A 16,173-nucleotide genomic window follows, 5' to 3' on the forward strand; every position below is an offset into this window, starting at 1 on the left:
CAGACCACGGTCACCCGCTCGGTACGGTCCTCAGCCGTCGGCCAGCGAGATGGACCTCGACGGGCAGGCCAGGACGGCCTCCCGGGTGACGGCCTGAGCCGGATCGTCCGGGGCCTCGACCAGGAGTACGACGGTTCCCTCGTCGCTCTGGTCGAAGACCTCCGGCGCGATGAGCACGCACTGGCCGGCGCCGACGCAGTGCTGGGTGTTCACGTTGACACGCATGACATTCCTCATCCTCGGAGAACAGGGATCCCTGGGGGACCGGGGCCGACGGGCGACCCGCCGGGGCCTCCCGCTCCGTCACCAGCGGACCGGGAGCGCGTGCAGCCCGAACAGCACGCCGTCGTACTTGAACGGCAGGTCCTCGACCGGGGTGCCGAGCCGGAGGGTCGGGATCCGCCGGAACAGGGACGTGAAGACGGCCTCCATCTCGACCCTGACGAGGTTCTGCCCGAGGCACTGGTGCACCCCGTACCCGAACGCGACGTGGTGGCGGGCCGAGCGGCTCGGGTCGAACTCGTCGGCCCGCTCGAACGTGGCGGGGTCGTGGTTCGCCGAGGCGCCGAGCGGCACGATGCCCTCACCGGCCCTGATCATCTGCCCGCCGATCTCGACGTCCTCGACGGCCACCCGGAGCGCCACCCGGTCGGCGACGGACAGGTAGCGAAGCACCTCCTCCACCACCCCCGACGCGCCGACCCACTGCGGGTTCAGCAGCAGCATGACCACGCCGAGCGCGATGTTGTTCGCCGTCGTCTCGTGCCCGGCGATCAGCAGCAGCAGGGCGACGCCGGAGATCTCCTTGGGGGTGAGCACCCCCGCCGACAGCAGCCGGCTCGTCAGGTCCCTGCCGGGGAACCGCTGCTTCATGGTGATCAGCTTGGAGATGTACAGCAGCAGGTCCCTGGTCGCGGCCTCGCGCTCGTCGTCGGTCGAGGTGAGCGTCACCAGGACGCGCGTCCTCGACTCGAAGAGCTCGCGGTCGGTACGCGGCACGCCGAGCACCTCGCAGATGATCAGCGACGGCACCGGCAGCGCGAACGCGGGCACCAGGTCGGCGCTGGTGCCGGCGTTGAGCATGTCGTCGATGCAGGCGTCGACGACCCGCTGGACGGCCGGGCGGAGCTCGGCGACCCGCCGTACGGTGAACTCGGGGATCAGGGCCTTGCGGAAGCGGGTGTGCTCCGGCGGGTCGTACGCGACGAACCAGCCGGGGATCTGGTCGGGCGGGGGCACCGTCCCGTTGCGCCCGATCGTCGGGAAGCCCTCGTGCAGGGGGCTGGCGCTGATCCGGGGGTCGGTGAGCACGGTGCGCACGTCGTCGTGCCGGGAGACCAGCCACACGGCGCTGCCTCCTGGCAGCGCCGACCTGACCGGCCCCGGCCGCGCCCGGAGCGAGGCGTACTCGTCCGGGGGGGAGAGCTGCCCGCGCCGCCGCCTCGGGAACTCGATGGATATCGGATCGCCACTGTGCGTTTCCATGCTGTGCCACGTCCTTCGGCAGTACCTGTCAGGTCATTTCAGCGCCGGGTTGCCCAGGATCAGGTCGGCCGCCGCCCGGGTGCCTCCGGCCTCGCGCTGCGCCTCGGCGAAGAACTCGGCGCGCTCGCGGAAGGAGGGGTCGTCCAGCAGCCGGGTCATCTTGGCGACCACGTCGTCGGCGTCGATGGTCTGCGGGTCGTCCACCGTGAGGCTGACCCCGCTGTCCACGCCGCGTATCGCCTGGTCGTAGCAGTCGACCCACAGGGGCCGGATGATCTGCGGCTTGCCGAAGTACAGGCCCTCGTGGAAGGCGTTGGCGCCGCCGTGGTTGAAGAAGAGCCTGACGTTGGGGTGGGCCAGCACGTCGAGCTGGGAGGGGACCCAGCTCTCGATCCTGAGGTTCGCCGGCAGCTCGTCCCTGGGGGGGAGCATGCGCTGCTGCTCGGTGGGGAGCTTCCACAGCACGCTGTGCCTGCCGTCCAGCCGGCGGGCGACCTCCACCAGCGCGTGCACCTCGGGGCGGGTCAGCCGGGTGATGGTGCCGAGCCCGATGTAGACCACGGAGGGGTTGGCGTCGAGCCAGCGGGACAGCTCGCCGTCCTCCTCCGCCTCGGGCAACGGCGGGATGATGGCGCCGACCAGGTGGAACTTGTCCGGGAGGGGAAGGGGGTACTCCAGCCCGAAGACCGTGTAGCACAGGACGGCGTCGGCACAGTCGATCTTCGCCGACGGGCTGAGCATCTCCCGTGGGAGCTGGAGCTGCCTGACCCGTGCGACGCCCTTCAGAGCGAGCCTCAGCATCTTCGGGTGCAGGAACATCAGCCCGGCCCGGATCTTGAACACGTTGTTGGCGACGCGCTGCCGGAACGACATGTTCAGGGGCAGCCCGGTGTGCATCATCGGGAACCCGCGAGGCGTCTTGGCGAGAAGCAGGTTGCTCGGCAGGAAGGGCGAGCTGAGGACGAACGGGATCTTCCTCTTGAGCGCTATCAGGAGCCCGAGGGGGTTCACGCTGTCGAAGACCATCAGGGCCGGGTCGATCTCCTCGGCCAGGGCGTCGAGTGCCAGATACTTCGCCTCGCCCCCGTCCGGGTCGAACCCGCGCCGTACCACCGCGTGGTGCGCCTTCCAGCGGGACCGTTGGGTGACCAGCCGGTACATCTCGTCGTCCCAGTCGGCGGGGGAGTGCGTCGGGTCGGTCTCGCCGAGCGAGGCGAAGCGCACGCCGCCTCCCCCCTCGATCTTCTCGATGTCGGCCCTGAGCGACTCGTCCGTCGCGAACCACAGGTCCTCCGTGCCGCGCCGGGCCAGCTCGGCGGCGATCACGTACAGAGGATTGAAGACACCGACTCCCGGATTGCTGACGAACAGCAGTGGTTTGCGGCTCTCGCCCATCACACGTACCTCCATCGCGGGAGTCGGACCGCCGAACGGCCAGTGAGGCGCGGGCGCCTGCTCCGGTGCGGATCTGTCGTCGCCGTGAGCGTCCGCTCTGCCCCGCACGCCGGCGTGCCCGCACGGTATCGCGGTGGTATTAGGGGGATCACTAGTCTTCCCGGGGCGCCCCGACCCGTGAACACGGCCTCCTCACCGGTCGTCTCGGCGGTCTTTTCACCGGTCGCTTCAGCGGTCGCCTCACCGCCTCGTCTCACCGCTCGTCTCACCGCTCGTCTCAGCGGTCGCCTCACCGGCCACCTCGGTGGTCGCCGCGTCGGGCCTGCCGAAGACGTCGGGCCTGCCAAAGACTAGGCGTTTGCCGAGTCGCCATCGGCCTAACTTCACCGAATGGATGGCATGCTCGACGACCTCCCTCGCAACGGGAGTCCCGTCGTGCGTACCGCCGGTCACCCTCTTCGACCATGCGGAGACCCGTGCTACCGCCTCCCCTCCCCGGCGGGGACCGCCCCGCCAGGTGAGAGCGCCGGGTGCCGGTGCGTGCGGAGAGGGCCGTGGTGACTGACGCGATCGACGCGGCGGCGGCGGGTGTCCCGGTACCGGCGACGCCGGCCGTGGGCCTCCCGACCCCGCCCGACGTACGGAGGCTGTGATGGATACGCCCAGTGAGCAGGTCGTACAGGCGCTCCGGACCTCGATGAGGGAGGCCGAACGGCTACGGCGTCAGTACCAGAAGCTGGTCGCGGTCACCACCGAGCCGATCGCCGTCGTGGCGATGAGCTGCCGGTTCCCCGGCGGGGTGGCCTCCCCCGAGGACCTGTGGCGGCTGGTCGCCGAAGGGGGTGACGCCACCTCGGGCTTCCCGTCCGACCGCGACTGGGACCTCGACACGCTGTCGGCCAGTGGCCCGGACGGCCGGGCCCGGAGCGACACCGACAAGGGAGCCTTCATCCGCGACGTCGCGGACTTCGATCCCGGGTTCTTCGGGATCTCGCCGCGCGAGGCGCTGGCCATGGACCCCCAGCAGCGGCTGCTGCTGGAGGTGTCGTGGGAGGCGGTCGAGCGGGCCGGGATCGACGCCGCCAGGCTGCGCGGCAGCCGCACCGGGGTCTTCGTCGGGATGAGCGGTCAGGACTACTCGTACCTGATGGTGAGCTCTCTGGCCGACCTCGAGGGCAACGTCGGGACCGGCATGGGCGCGGGCGCGGCCTCCGGACGGCTCTCGTACACGCTGGGCCTGGAGGGGCCGGCGGTGACGGTGGACACCGCGTGCTCGTCGTCGCTGGTGGCGGTACACCTGGCGACGCAGGCGCTGCGCAGCGGTGAGTGCTCGCTGGCGCTGGCGGGCGGGGTGACCGTGATGTCCACCCCCGGCGCGTTCGTGGAGTTCACCCGGCAGGGCGGGCTCGCCCCTGACGGCCGGTGCAAGGCGTTCGCCGACGCGGCGGACGGTACCGGGTGGGCCGAGGGCGTGGGCGTGCTGGTCCTGGAACGGTTGTCGGACGCCCAGCGCAACGGCCACCAGGTGCTCGCGGTCCTGCGCGGGTCGGCGGTGAACCAGGACGGCGCCTCCAACGGCTTCACCGCGCCGAACGGCCCGTCGCAGCAGCGGGTGATCCGCCAGGCCCTGGGCAGCGCCGGGCTGAACCCCGCCGACGTGGACGTGGTCGAAGGACACGGTACGGGAACGACGCTGGGCGACCCGATCGAGGCCCAGGCCCTGCTGGCGACGTACGGCCAGGACCGGCCGCGGGACCGGCCGCTGCTGCTCGGGTCGATCAAGTCGAACATCGGCCACACCCAGGCCGCCGCGGGCGTGGCCGGTGTGATCAAGATGGTCATGGCTCTCCGGCACGAGGTACTGCCCCGGACCCTGCACGTGGACGCCCCGTCGTCGCACGTGGACTGGTCCATGGGCGCGGTGGAACTGCTCACCGAATCCCGCTCGTGGCCTCAGGTGGACCGGCCGTGGCGGGCCGGCGTGTCGTCGTTCGGCCTCACCGGCACCAACGCCCACGTGATCGTCGAGCAGGCGCCGGACGGTGGGCGGATCGAGGTGGGAGCCGAGGACCGGGCCCCGGCGGCGACCGTGGGCGTGCTCCCGATGCTGGTCTCCGGCCGTACGGCGGAGGCGCTGCGGGCACAGGCCGGGCGGCTGGTGTCCCTCCTGGACGCCGAGCCCGAGCTGGACCTGGCCGATGCCGCGTTCTCGCTGGCCACGACGCGGTCGGTCTTCGAGCACCGGGCCGCGGTGCTGGCCGGTGCTCGCGAGGAGGTCGTGGCCGGGCTGCGAGCCGTGGCCGAGGGCCGGTCGGGTGCGGGCGTCCTGCTGGGACAGAGCGGACGACGCGACAGGGCCGCCTTCCTGTTCACCGGCCAGGGTAGCCAGCGGGCCGGGATGGGCCGCGAGCTGTACGAGCGTTTCCCGGTGTTCGCGGCGGCGTTGGACGAGGTGATCGCCGAGTTCGATCCGCTGCTGGAGGGGTCGCTGCGCGAGGTGCTGTTCACCGAAACAGAGGCGCTGGATCGGACGGGCTGGGCGCAGCCCGCGCTGTTCGCGCTGGAGACGGCGCTGTTCCGCCTGGTCTCCTCGTGGGGCCTGCGGCCCGACGTGCTGGCCGGTCACTCGATCGGGGAGATCACCGCCGCTCACGTGGCCGGGGTGCTGTCGTTGAAGGACGCGTGCGCGCTGGTGGCGGCGCGGGCCCGGTTGATGCAGGCACTACCGGCCGGTGGGGCGATGGTGTCGGTGCGGACCTCCGAGGAGGAGGTCGCCGCCCTGCTGGCCGGGCGCGAGGGCGAGGTGTCGGTCGCGGCGGTGAACGGCCCGTCCTCGGTGGTGATCTCTGGGGTAGAGGAGCCGGTTCTTGAGATCGCCGCCGCCCTGGAGGGGCGGGGGATCAGGACGAAGCGCCTGCGGGTGTCGCACGCCTTCCACTCCCCGCTGATGGACCCGATGCTGAAGGAGTTCCGGGCGGTGGCCCGGACGCTGGTCTACAGCCCGCCGCAGATCCCGGTGGTGTCGACCCTGACAGGGGAGACGGCTACCGCCGAGCGGCTGTGCTCGCCGGAGTACTGGGTGGAGCAGGTTCGCGGCGCGGTCCGCTTCGCCGACGCCATCCGGACCCTGCACGCGCAGGGCGTGCGGGCGTACCTCGAACTGGGCCCCGACGGGGTGCTGACCGCGATGGCCGTCGACACCCTCGCCGCCGAGTATCGGCCCGTCGCGGACGTGGTGGCCGGGGCCGACGCGGTGGCGGTGCCGGTGCTGCGCGGGGACCGGGACGAGCAGTCGGCGATCATGTCGGCGCTGGCCGAGCTGCACGTGCACGGGGTGGCGGTGGGCTGGGAGTCGGTGCTCGCGGGCGGGCGGCGGGTGGAGTTGCCGACGTACGCGTTCCAGCGCCGGCGTTTCTGGCCTGACGGCGCGGCCTCGCGGGTGGGTAACGTGGCCGCCGCCGGGCTGGCGGCCACGGGCCATCCGCTGCTGGGGGCCGCGGTCGGGCTGGCCGGCTCCGACGGGGTGCTGCTGACCGGGCGGTTGTCGCTGTGGTCGCACCCGTGGCTCGCCGACTACGCGGTGGCGGGTTCGGTGGTGGTGCCGGGCAGCGCGTTCGTGGAGCTGGCGGTGCGGGCGGGTGACCAGGCCGGCTGCGACGTGATCGAGGAGCTGAACCTGACCGCGCCGCTGGTGCTGGGCGAGCGGGACGCGGTCGCGGTACAGGTGTGGGTGGGCGCGGCGGACGGGTCGGGCCGTCGCGCTATGAGCGTCCACGCCCGGTCGGTCGAGGCCGCCGACGAGGAGCCCTGGATCGAGCACGCGACCGGTGTGCTGGCGGCCGGAAGCCGCGCCATCGTGTCGTTCGACGCGGAGGTGTGGCCGCCGAGGGGTGCGTCGGTGATCGAGCTGGATGGGGTGTACGAGCGGTTCGTGGCGGGTGGGTTGGATTACGGGCCGGTGTTTCAGGGGTTGCGGGCGGCGTGGCGTGGCGTGGACGGTGAGGTGTTCGCCGAGGTCGTTCTGCCCGAGCAGGCGGCGTCGAGCGCGGGTTCTTTCGGGTTGCATCCGGCGTTGCTGGACGCGGCGTTGCACGCGGTGCCGTTCGCGGGGCTGGATGAGTCCGGGGGTGGGCGGTTGCCGTTTTCCTGGGGTGGGGTGTGCCTGCACGCGGGGGGTGCCTCGGAGCTGCGGGTTCGGTTGGTCAGGACTCGGGGGGACGCGGTTTCGCTGGTGGCGGTGGACGCGGCCGGGGAGCCGGTGGTGTCGGCGCGGTCCCTGGTGCTGCGGCCGGTCACGACGGAGGGGTTGACCGCCTCCGGCGGTGCCGGTGGGGACGCCCTGTTCGGCCTGGAGTGGACGCCGCTGACGGATCTCCCGGCCGCCGATCCGCTCCCGGTGGCGGTGCTCGGCCCGGACACGTTGGGTCTCGCCGGGGCGTGGCAGGTGGCCCTGGCCCATGGGGATCTTCCGTCGCTGGTGGAGGCGGGTCCGGTGCCGGGCATGGTGCTGACGGAGGCGCTCTCCGGCCAGGCTGACGGGGTCGTGGAGTCGGTACACGAGTTGACCTCGCGCGTCCTGGGCTTGCTGCAGGGGTGGCTGGCCGATGACCGGTTCGCCGATTCGCGTCTGGTGCTCGTCACCCGGCGCGGGGCTGTGGCCGGTGAGGGCGAGGCGGTGGCCGATCTGGCGGCCGCGGCGGCGCGAGGGCTGGTACGCAGCGCCCAGCTGGAGAATCCGGGCCGGTTCGTGCTGGTCGATGTGGACGAGGAGGTTTCGGCGCTGCCCGGGGTGTTGCCGGGGGTGCTGGCCTCAGGTGAGCCGCAGGTGGCGGTGCGCGGGGGTGAGGTATGGGTGCCGCGCCTGGCGCGGGTGGTGCCCGGTTCTGACCCGGAGAGGGTGTGGGATCCGGAGGGGACGGTGTTGATCACCGGTGGTACCGGTGGTCTGGGTGCGGTGTTCGCCCGGCACGTGGTGGCCGAGCGCGGGGTCCGGCACCTGGTGCTGGCCAGCCGCCGGGGGTTGGAGGCTCCGGGTGCGGTGGAGTTGCAGGCCGAGCTGATCGCGCACGGGGTTCAGGTGGAGATCGCCGCGTGTGATGTGGCGGATCGGGACCAGGTGGCGGCCCTGCTGGCTGGAGTGGACCCTGATCATCCGTTGACCGCGGTGATTCACACCGCGGGGGTGCTGGACGACGGCACGATCCCCTCCCTGACGCCTGAGCGGCTGGATGCGGTGCTGCGGCCGAAGGTGGATGCGGCCTGGCATCTGCACGAGCTGACCGGGGGCTTGGCTGACTTCGTCGTGTTCTCGTCGGTGGCGGGGACGTTCGGCGGCGCGGGTCAGGGCAATTATGCGGCGGCGAACGCGTTCTTGGACGGGTTGGCGCAGGTGCGCCGGTCGCAGGGGCTGGCGGGGGTGTCGCTGGCGTGGGGTCCGTGGGCGCGGGACGCCGGGATGACCGGGACGCTGGGTGAGGTGGACCTGCGGCGGATGGCGCGGGCCGGGGTGGTGCCGCTGTCGGCCGAGCAGGGGGTCGCGCTGTTCGAAGCGGCTGATACCGGGGTGGTGGTGGCGGCGCGGTTCGACGTGGCGGCGGTGCGGGCGCAGGGTGAGGTGCCGCACCTGTTGCGCGGGCTGGTGCGGGGGGTTCGCCGGTCGGCGGTGTCGGGGTTGGCGTCGGGCGACAGCGCGTTGGTGGGTCGACTGGCCGGTCTGGGTGAGGCCGATCGGGTGCGGTTGGTGGTGGAGGTGGTGCGGGCGCAGGCGGCGCTGGTGCTGGGGCACGCCTCACCGGAGGCGGTGGAGGTGCGGCGGGAGTTCCGCGAGCTGGGCTTCGACAGCCTGACCGCCGTGGAGTTGCGCAACCGGCTGAACGCGGCGACCGGGTTGAGGTTGCCGGCGACGTTGGTGTTCGACTACCCGACCCCGGTGGTACTGGCGGAGTTCCTGCTGGGCGAGCTGCTCGGCGACAGGGCCGATGTGATCATTCCCGTGTCCGTCGTGCCGGTGGCGGACGACCCGATCGTGATCGTGGGCATGGCGTGCCGTTATCCGGGCGGGGTGGCCTCTCCGGAGGACCTGTGGCGGATGGTGATCGAGGGCGGGGACGGCATCAGCGGGTTCCCGACGACCCGAGGCTGGGACCTGGCGGCCTTCTACAACCCGGACCGGGAGAGTCAAGGCACCAGTTACGTGCGTGAGGGCGGCTTCCTGCACGAGGCGGGGGAGTTCGACCCCGGCTTCTTCGGGATCTCCCCGCGTGAGGCGCTGGCGATGGACCCCCAGCAACGCCTGCTGCTGGAGACCACCTGGGAGGCGATCGAGCGGGCGGGCATGGACCCGACCTCGCTGAAGGGCAGCCGTACCGGCGTGTTCGCCGGGGTGTCGTATCACGACTACGCGTCGAGCGTGGAGTTCCCGCCGGACGTGATGAGCTTCTTCGGCACCGGCAACGCCGGGAGCGTGCTGTCGGGCCGGATCTCGTACGCGCTGGGCCTGGAGGGGCCCGCGATGACGGTGGACACCGCCTGCTCGTCCTCGCTGGTGGCGATGCATCTGGCATCGCAGGCGCTGCGCAGCGGTGAGTGCTCGCTGGCGGTGGCCGGTGGTGTGACGGTGATGGCGTCGCCGGGCGCGTTCATCGACTTCAGCGCGCAGGGCGGGCTCGCCGCCGACGCGCGGTGCAAGGCGTTCGCCGAGGCGGCAGACGGCACGAGCTGGTCCGAGGGCATCGGGGTGGTGGTGCTGGAGCGCCTGTCGGACGCCCAGCGCAACGGGCACCAGATCTTGGCCGTCCTGCGCGGCTCGGCGGTGAACCAGGACGGCGCGTCCAACGGGCTCACCGCGCCGAACGGCCCGTCCCAGCAGCGGGTGATCCGCCAGGCGCTGGCTGGGGCCGGGCTGTCGTCGGCCGACGTCGATGTGGTGGAGGCGCACGGTACGGGAACGACGCTGGGCGACCCGATCGAGGCGCAGGCGTTGCTGGCGACGTACGGGCAGGACCGGCCGGAGGACCGGCCGCTGCTGCTGGGGTCGATCAAGTCGAACCTCGGTCACACCCAGGCGGCGGCAGGCGTTGCCGGTGTGATCAAGATGGTGCTGGCGATGCGGCACGGGGTGTTGCCCCGGACGTTGCATGTGGATGCGCCGTCCTCGCATGTGGACTGGGCGTCGGGTGCGGTGGAGTTGCTGACCGAGGCGCGGTCGTGGCCTCGGGTGGAGCGGCCGTGGCGGGCGGGGGTGTCGTCGTTCGGGATCAGTGGCACCAACGCGCACGTGATCCTCGAACAGGGGCCGGAAGAAGAGGACAGCCCCCAGGATCGGGTGCCGGTCGCCGGTGTGGTGCCGGTGCTGGTCTCCGGTCGTACGGTGGAGGCGTTGCGGGCGCAGGCCGGGCGGCTGGCGTCCTTCCTGGAGGACACACCTGAGCTGGCCCTGGCCGATGCGGCGTTCTCGCTGGCGACGACGCGGTCGGCGTTCGAGCATCGGGCGGTGGTGCTGGCCGACGATCGCGAGGGTGTGCTGGCCGGGCTGGGCGCGCTGGCCCAGGACCTGCCGGGTGTGGTGCGCGGGGTGGCGGGTGGTGAGCCGAGGCTGGCGTTCTTGTTCACCGGTCAGGGCAGTCAGCGGGCCGGGATGGGCCGCGAGCTCTACGACCGGTTCCCGGTGTTCGCGGCGGCACTGGACGAGGTGGTCGCCGAGTTCGACCCGCTGCTGGAGGGGTCGCTGCGGGACGTCATGTTCACCGATGCGGAGGAGTTGGATCGGACGGGTTGGGCGCAGCCGGCGCTGTTCGCGCTGGAGACGGCGCTGTTCCGCCTGGTCTCCTCGTGGGGGGTGCGGCCGGACGTGCTGGCCGGTCACTCGATCGGGGAGGTCACGGCTGCGCATGTGGCCGGGGTGTTGTCCCTGAAGGACGCGTGCGCGCTGGTGGCAGCACGAGCCCGGCTGATGCAGGCGCTACCACAAGGTGGGGCGATGGTGGCGATCCAGTCCTCTGAGGAGGAACTGGCCGGGTTGCTGGCCGGGCGGGAGAAGGAGGTGTCGGTCGCGGCGGTGAACGGCCCGTCCTCGGTGGTGGTCTCCGGGGTGGAGGAGGCGGTGCTGGAGATCGCCGCGGCTCTGAAGGGGCGGGGAATCAGGACGAAGCGGCTGCGGGTGTCGCACGCGTTCCATTCGCCGTTGATGGACCCGATGCTGGAGGAGTTCCGCTCGGTGGCGCACGGGCTGACCTACGATCGGCCGCAGGTTCCGGTGGTCTCCACCTTGACTGGGGAAGTCGCCTCCGCCGAGCGGTTGTGTTCGCCGGAGTACTGGGTGGAGCAGGTGCGTGGCGCGGTCCGGTTCGCCGATGCCGTCCGGACGCTGTACGCGCAGGGAGTGCGGGCGTATCTGGAGGTGGGCCCCGACGGTGTGCTGACGGCGATGGCCGCCGACACGCTCGCGGCCGAGTCCGACGCGGACGCGCACGGGACGGGCGCCGTGCTGGTGCCGGTGCTGCGCAAGGACCGTGACGAGCCGACGGCGGCCATGACGGCGCTGGCCGGGCTGCACGTGCACGGGGTACCGCTCGACTGGCAGGCGGTGTTGCCGGGTGGGCGGCGGGTGGAACTGCCCACCTACGCCTTCCGGCACCAGTGGTACTGGCCCCGGGGCGCCGGTGACCGCGCGGCGAACGTGGCGGCGGCGGGCCTGGCCGCCGCCGGGCACCCGCTGCTGGGTGCGGCGGTGGGGCTGGCCGGTTCCGACGAGGTGCTGCTGACCGGGCGGCTGTCGCTGCGGTCGCATCCGTGGCTGGCCGATCACGCGGTGATGGGTTCGGTGGTGGTGCCGGGCACGGTGTTCCTGGAGCTGGCGATCCGGGCGGGTGATCAGGTCGGTTTCGACGTGGTGGAGGAGCTGACGTCGGCCGCGCCGCTGGTGCTGGGTGAGGACGACGCGGTGGCGGTGCAGGTGTGGGTGACCGCCCCTGTGGAGGCGGGTCGTCGTGGCATGAGCGTCTACGCCCGCCCGGCGAAGGCGGCCGAGGACGAGCCGTGGGTGGAGCACGCCAGGGGGATCCTGGCGGCGAACGGCCGGAGCGCGAAGGCCGGTGACCGAGATGAGGAGTTCGACACCGCGGTGTGGCCGCCGCGAGGGGTGTCGGCGATCGAGCTGGACGGGCTGTACGAGCGGCTGGCCGGGGACGGACTGAGCTACGGCCCGGTGTTCCAGGGGTTGCGGGCGGCCTGGCGGGGTGAGGGTGGCGAGGTGTTCGCCGAGGTGGCGCTGCCCGAGCAGGCGGTGTCGGGCGCGGGCGCGTTCGGGGTGCATCCGGCGTTGCTGGACGCGGTGCTGCACGCGGTGAGCTTCGCCGGGCTGGAGCCGGTGGAGGGCGGCCGGTTGCCGTTCTCCTGGAGTGAGGTGAGCCTGCACGCGGGCGGTGCGTCGGTCCTGCGGGTACGCCTGGCCAGGACGGGTGACGACTCCGTGTCGCTGACGGCGGCGGATCCCGCAGGGAAGCCGGTGCTGTCGGCACGTTCACTGGTGCTGCGGCCGGTATCCGCCGATCGGCTCACGGCTGCCTCCGGTGGCCGCGGGGCGGAACAGGGCCGACTGTTCGAGGTGAAGTGGTCGCCGCTGACGAGGCTCTCGGCGATCGACGCGGCGCCGACGGCGGTGCTCGGCCCCGACCTCCTGGGGGTCGCCGCCGCTTGGGAGGCGGCCGGCCGGCCGGTTCGGGTTCACGCGGATCTGCCGCTTCCGGAGGATCCGGTACTCGGCGTGACATTGGCCGAGGCGATCTCGGACCCGGCGTGCGGAGTGGTGGAGACGGCGCATGAGCTGGCCGCCCGAGTGCTGGATCTGGTGCGGCGATGGCTGGCCGACGACCGGTTCGCCGACTCCCGTTTGGTGATTCTCACCAGTGGTGCGATCGAGGCGCGGGAAGGGGACGCGGTCACCGACCTGCCGGCGGCCGGGGTGTGGGGTCTGGTGCGCAGCGCGCAGTTGGAGAACCCGGACCGGTTCGTGCTGGTCGACGTGGACGGGCCGGAATCGGCGCGGCCGGAGACGCTGGCCGGGGTGCTGGCGTCGGGTGAGCCGCAGGCGGCGGTGCGCGGGGGTGAGGTGCTGGCGCCGCGCCTGGCGCGGGTGGTGCCCGGCTCCGGCCTGGACAAGGGCCGTGTGTGGGATCCGGCGGGGACGGTGTTGATCACCGGTGGGACGGGAGGGCTGGGTGGTCTGTTCGCGCGGCACGTGGTGGCCGAGCGTGGAGTGCGGCGCCTGCTGCTGGCCGGTCGCCGGGGCCCGGACGCTCCGGGCGCGGTGGAGTTGCAGGCCGAGCTGATCGCGCATGGGGTCGAGGTGGAGATCGTCGCGTGTGACGTGTCCGATCGGGATCAGGTGGCGGCGCTGCTGGCACGGGTTCCGGCGGAGTATCCGTTGACGGCGGTGATCCACACCGCGGGTGTGCTGGATGACGGGACGATCCCGTCCTTGACGCCTGAGCGGCTGGATGCGGTGTTGCGGCCGAAGGTGGATGCGGCCTGGCATCTGCACGAGCTGACCCGGGACGCGGACCTGGCGGGGTTCGTGGTGTTCTCGTCGGTGGCGGGGACGTTCGGTGGGGCGGGTCAGGGCAATTATGCGGCGGCGAACGCGTTCTTGGACGGGTTGGCACAGGTGCGCCGCTCGCAGGGGCTGGCGGGGGTGTCGCTGGCGTGGGGTCCGTGGGCGCGGGACGCCGGGATGACCGGAACTCTGGGTGAGGTGGACCTGCGGCGGATGGCGCGGGCCGGGGTGGTGCCGCTGTCGGCCGAGCAGGGGGTCGCGCTGTTCGAAGCGGCGGCTGGGGTGGAGGCCGCGGTGGTGGTGGCGGCGCGGTTCGATGTGGCGGCGGTGCGGGCGCAGGGTGAGGTGCCGCACCTGCTGCGCGGGCTGATCCGGGGGGTCCGCCGGTCGGCGGCGTCGGGGTTGGCGTCGGGCGACAGCGCGCTGGTGGGTCGGCTGGCCGCTCTGGGTGAGGCCGATCGGGTCCGCCTCCTGGTGGACCTGGTGCGCGCCGAGGTGGCGCTGGTGCTGGGGCACGCCTCACCGGAGGCGGTGGAGGTGCGCAGAGAGTTCCGCGAGCTGGGCTTCGACAGTCTCACCGCGGTGGAGCTGCGTAACCGGTTGAACGCGGCGACCGGGTTGAGGTTGCCGGCGACGTTGGTGTTCGACTACCCGACCCCGGTGGTGCTGGCGGAGTTCCTGCTGGGTGAGCTGCTCGGCGACAGGGCCGATGTGATCATTCCCGTGTCCGTCGTGCCGGTGGCGGACGACCCGATCGTGATCGTGGGCATGGCGTGCCGTTATCCGGGCGGGGTGGCCTCTCCGGAGGACCTGTGGCGGATGGTGATCGAGGGCGGAGAGGGCATCAGCGGGTTCCCGACGACCCGAGGCTGGGACCTGGCGGCCTTCTACAACCCGGACCGGGAGAGTCAAGGCACCAGTTACGTGCGTGAGGGCGGCTTCCTGCACGAGGCGGGGGAGTTCGATCCGGGGTTCTTCGGGATCTCTCCGCGTGAGGCGCTGGCGATGGACCCCCAGCAACGCCTGCTGCTGGAGACCACCTGGGAGGCGATCGAGCGGGCGGGCATGGACCCGACCTCGCTGAAGGGCAGCCGTACCGGCGTGTTCGCCGGGGTGTCGTATCACGACTACGCGTCGAGCGTAGAGTTCCCGCCGGAGGTGATGAGCTTCTTCGGCACCGGTAACGCGGGGAGTGTGTTGTCGGGCCGGATCTCGTACGCGCTGGGCTTGGAGGGGCCCGCGATGACGGTGGACACCGCGTGCTCGTCGTCGTTGGTGGCGATGCATCTGGCGTCGCAGGCGCTGCGCAGCGGTGAGTGCTCGCTGGCGGTGGCCGGTGGTGTGACGGTGATGGCGTCACCAGGCGCGTTCATTGATTTCAGTCAGCAGGGTGGGCTGGCTCCTGACGCGCGGTGCAAGGCGTTCGCCGAGGCGGCCGACGGCACGAGCTGGTCCGAGGGCATCGGGGTGGTGGTACTGGAGCGGCTGTCGGACGCGCGTCGCAACGGTCACCGGGTGCTGGCGGTGGTACGGGGTTCGGCGGTGAACCAGGACGGCGCCTCCAACGGGCTCACCGCGCCGAACGGCCCGTCCCAGCAGCGGGTGATCCGCCAGGCGCTGGCTGGGGCCGGGCTGTCGTCAGCCGACGTCGATGTGGTGGAGGCACACGGTACGGGGACGACGTTGGGTGACCCGATCGAGGCTCAGGCTCTGCTGGCCACCTATGGTCAGGACCGGCCGGAGGACCGGCCGCTGCTGCTGGGTTCGATCAAGTCGAACCTCGGTCACACCCAGGCGGCGGCAGGCGTTGCCGGTGTGATCAAGATGGTGCTGGCGATGCGGCACGGGGTGTTGCCCCGGACGTTGCATGTGGACGCGCCGTCGTCGCATGTGGACTGGTCCATGGGTGCGGTGGAGCTGCTCACCGAATCCCGGTCGTGGCCTCGGGTGGATCGGCCGTGGCGGGCGGGGGTGTCGTCGTTCGGAATCAGCGGCACCAACGCGCACGTCATCATCGAACAGGGGCCGGAAGAAGAGGACAGCCCCCAGGATCGGGTGCCGGTCGCCGGTGTGGTGCCGGTGCTGGTCTCCGGTCGTACGGCGGAGGCGCTGCGGGCGCAGGCCGGGCGGCTGGCGTCCTTCCTGGAGGACACACCTGAGCTGGCCCTGGCCGACGCGGCGTTCTCGCTGGCGACGACGCGGTCGGCGTTCGAGCACCGGGCGGTGGTGGTCGCCGACGATCGCGAGGGTGTGCTGGCCGGGCTGGGCGCGCTGGCCCAGGACCTGCCGGGTGTGGTGCGCGGGGTGGCGGGTGGCGAGCCGAGGCTGGCGTTCCTGTTCACCGGTCAGGGCAGCCAGCGGGCCGGGATGGGCCGCGAGCTCTACGACCGGTTCCCGGTGTTCGCGGCGGCACTGGACGAGGTGATCGCCGAGTTCGACCCGCTGCTGGAGGGGTCGCTGCGGGACGTCATGTTCACCGATGCGGAGGCGCTGGATCAGACGGGTTGGGCGCAGCCGGCGCTGTTCGCGCTGGAGACGGCGCTGTTCCGCCTGGTCTCCTCGTGGGGGGTACGGCCGGACGTGCTGGCCGGTCACTCGATCGGGGAGGTCACGGCTGCGCATGTGGCCGGGGTGTTGTCGTTGGGCGACGCGTGCGCGCTGGTGGCAGCACGAGCCCGGCTGATGCAGGCGCTACCACAAGGTGGGGCGATGGTGGCGATCCAGTCCTCTGAGGAGGAACT

The 16,173-nt window shown here is 72.1% G+C and carries 4 protein-coding genes; 1 reads left to right on the plus strand and 3 read right to left on the minus strand.

The genetic code is table 11. The features are described 5' to 3' along the window. Positions 1-30 precede the first annotated feature (30 nt). The 3 genes from ACFYWM_RS42350 to ACFYWM_RS42360 all read right to left on the minus strand — a co-directional run bounded on the left by ACFYWM_RS42350 (position 31) and on the right by ACFYWM_RS42360 (position 2,895). The gene (locus ACFYWM_RS42350) at positions 31-225 is read right to left on the minus strand and encodes a ferredoxin (RefSeq protein WP_389926797.1); all 195 of its coding nucleotides are present in this window, start codon (positions 223-225) and stop codon (positions 31-33) included. A 78-nt stretch (positions 226-303) separates the two neighbouring features. Next, a complete protein-coding gene (locus ACFYWM_RS42355; protein WP_389926799.1) occupies positions 304-1,485 on the minus strand; it encodes a cytochrome P450 in 1,182 nt (393 codons plus the stop codon). Between the two features lie 33 nt (positions 1,486-1,518). Beyond that, positions 1,519-2,895 carry a glycosyltransferase gene (locus tag ACFYWM_RS42360; RefSeq protein ID WP_389926801.1) on the minus strand — a complete coding sequence of 459 codons (1,377 nt, stop codon included), beginning with the start codon at positions 2,893-2,895 and terminating at the stop codon, positions 1,519-1,521. Between the two features lie 637 nt (positions 2,896-3,532). Between ACFYWM_RS42360 and ACFYWM_RS42365 the strand changes: the two genes are divergently transcribed. Then, a partial coding sequence (locus ACFYWM_RS42365; RefSeq protein ID WP_389926804.1) for an SDR family NAD(P)-dependent oxidoreductase occupies positions 3,533-16,173 on the plus strand: 12,641 nt, incomplete at its 3' end.

Origin of the sequence: Streptosporangium sp. NPDC002721 (genome assembly GCF_042888905.1) — a bacterium.
In the GTDB taxonomy this organism is placed as follows: Bacteria; Actinomycetota; Actinomycetes; order Streptosporangiales; family Streptosporangiaceae; genus Streptosporangium.

Coding starts and splice junctions, on each gene's coding strand:
- ACFYWM_RS42355 (WP_389926799.1), bottom strand. CDS start 1,485: ATGGAAACGCACAGTGGCGATCCGATATCCATCGAGTTCCCGAGGCGG.
- ACFYWM_RS42360 (WP_389926801.1), bottom strand. CDS start 2,895: ATGGAGGTACGTGTGATGGGCGAGAGCCGCAAACCACTGCTGTTCGTC.
- ACFYWM_RS42350 (WP_389926797.1), bottom strand. CDS start 225: ATGCGTGTCAACGTGAACACCCAGCACTGCGTCGGCGCCGGCCAGTGC.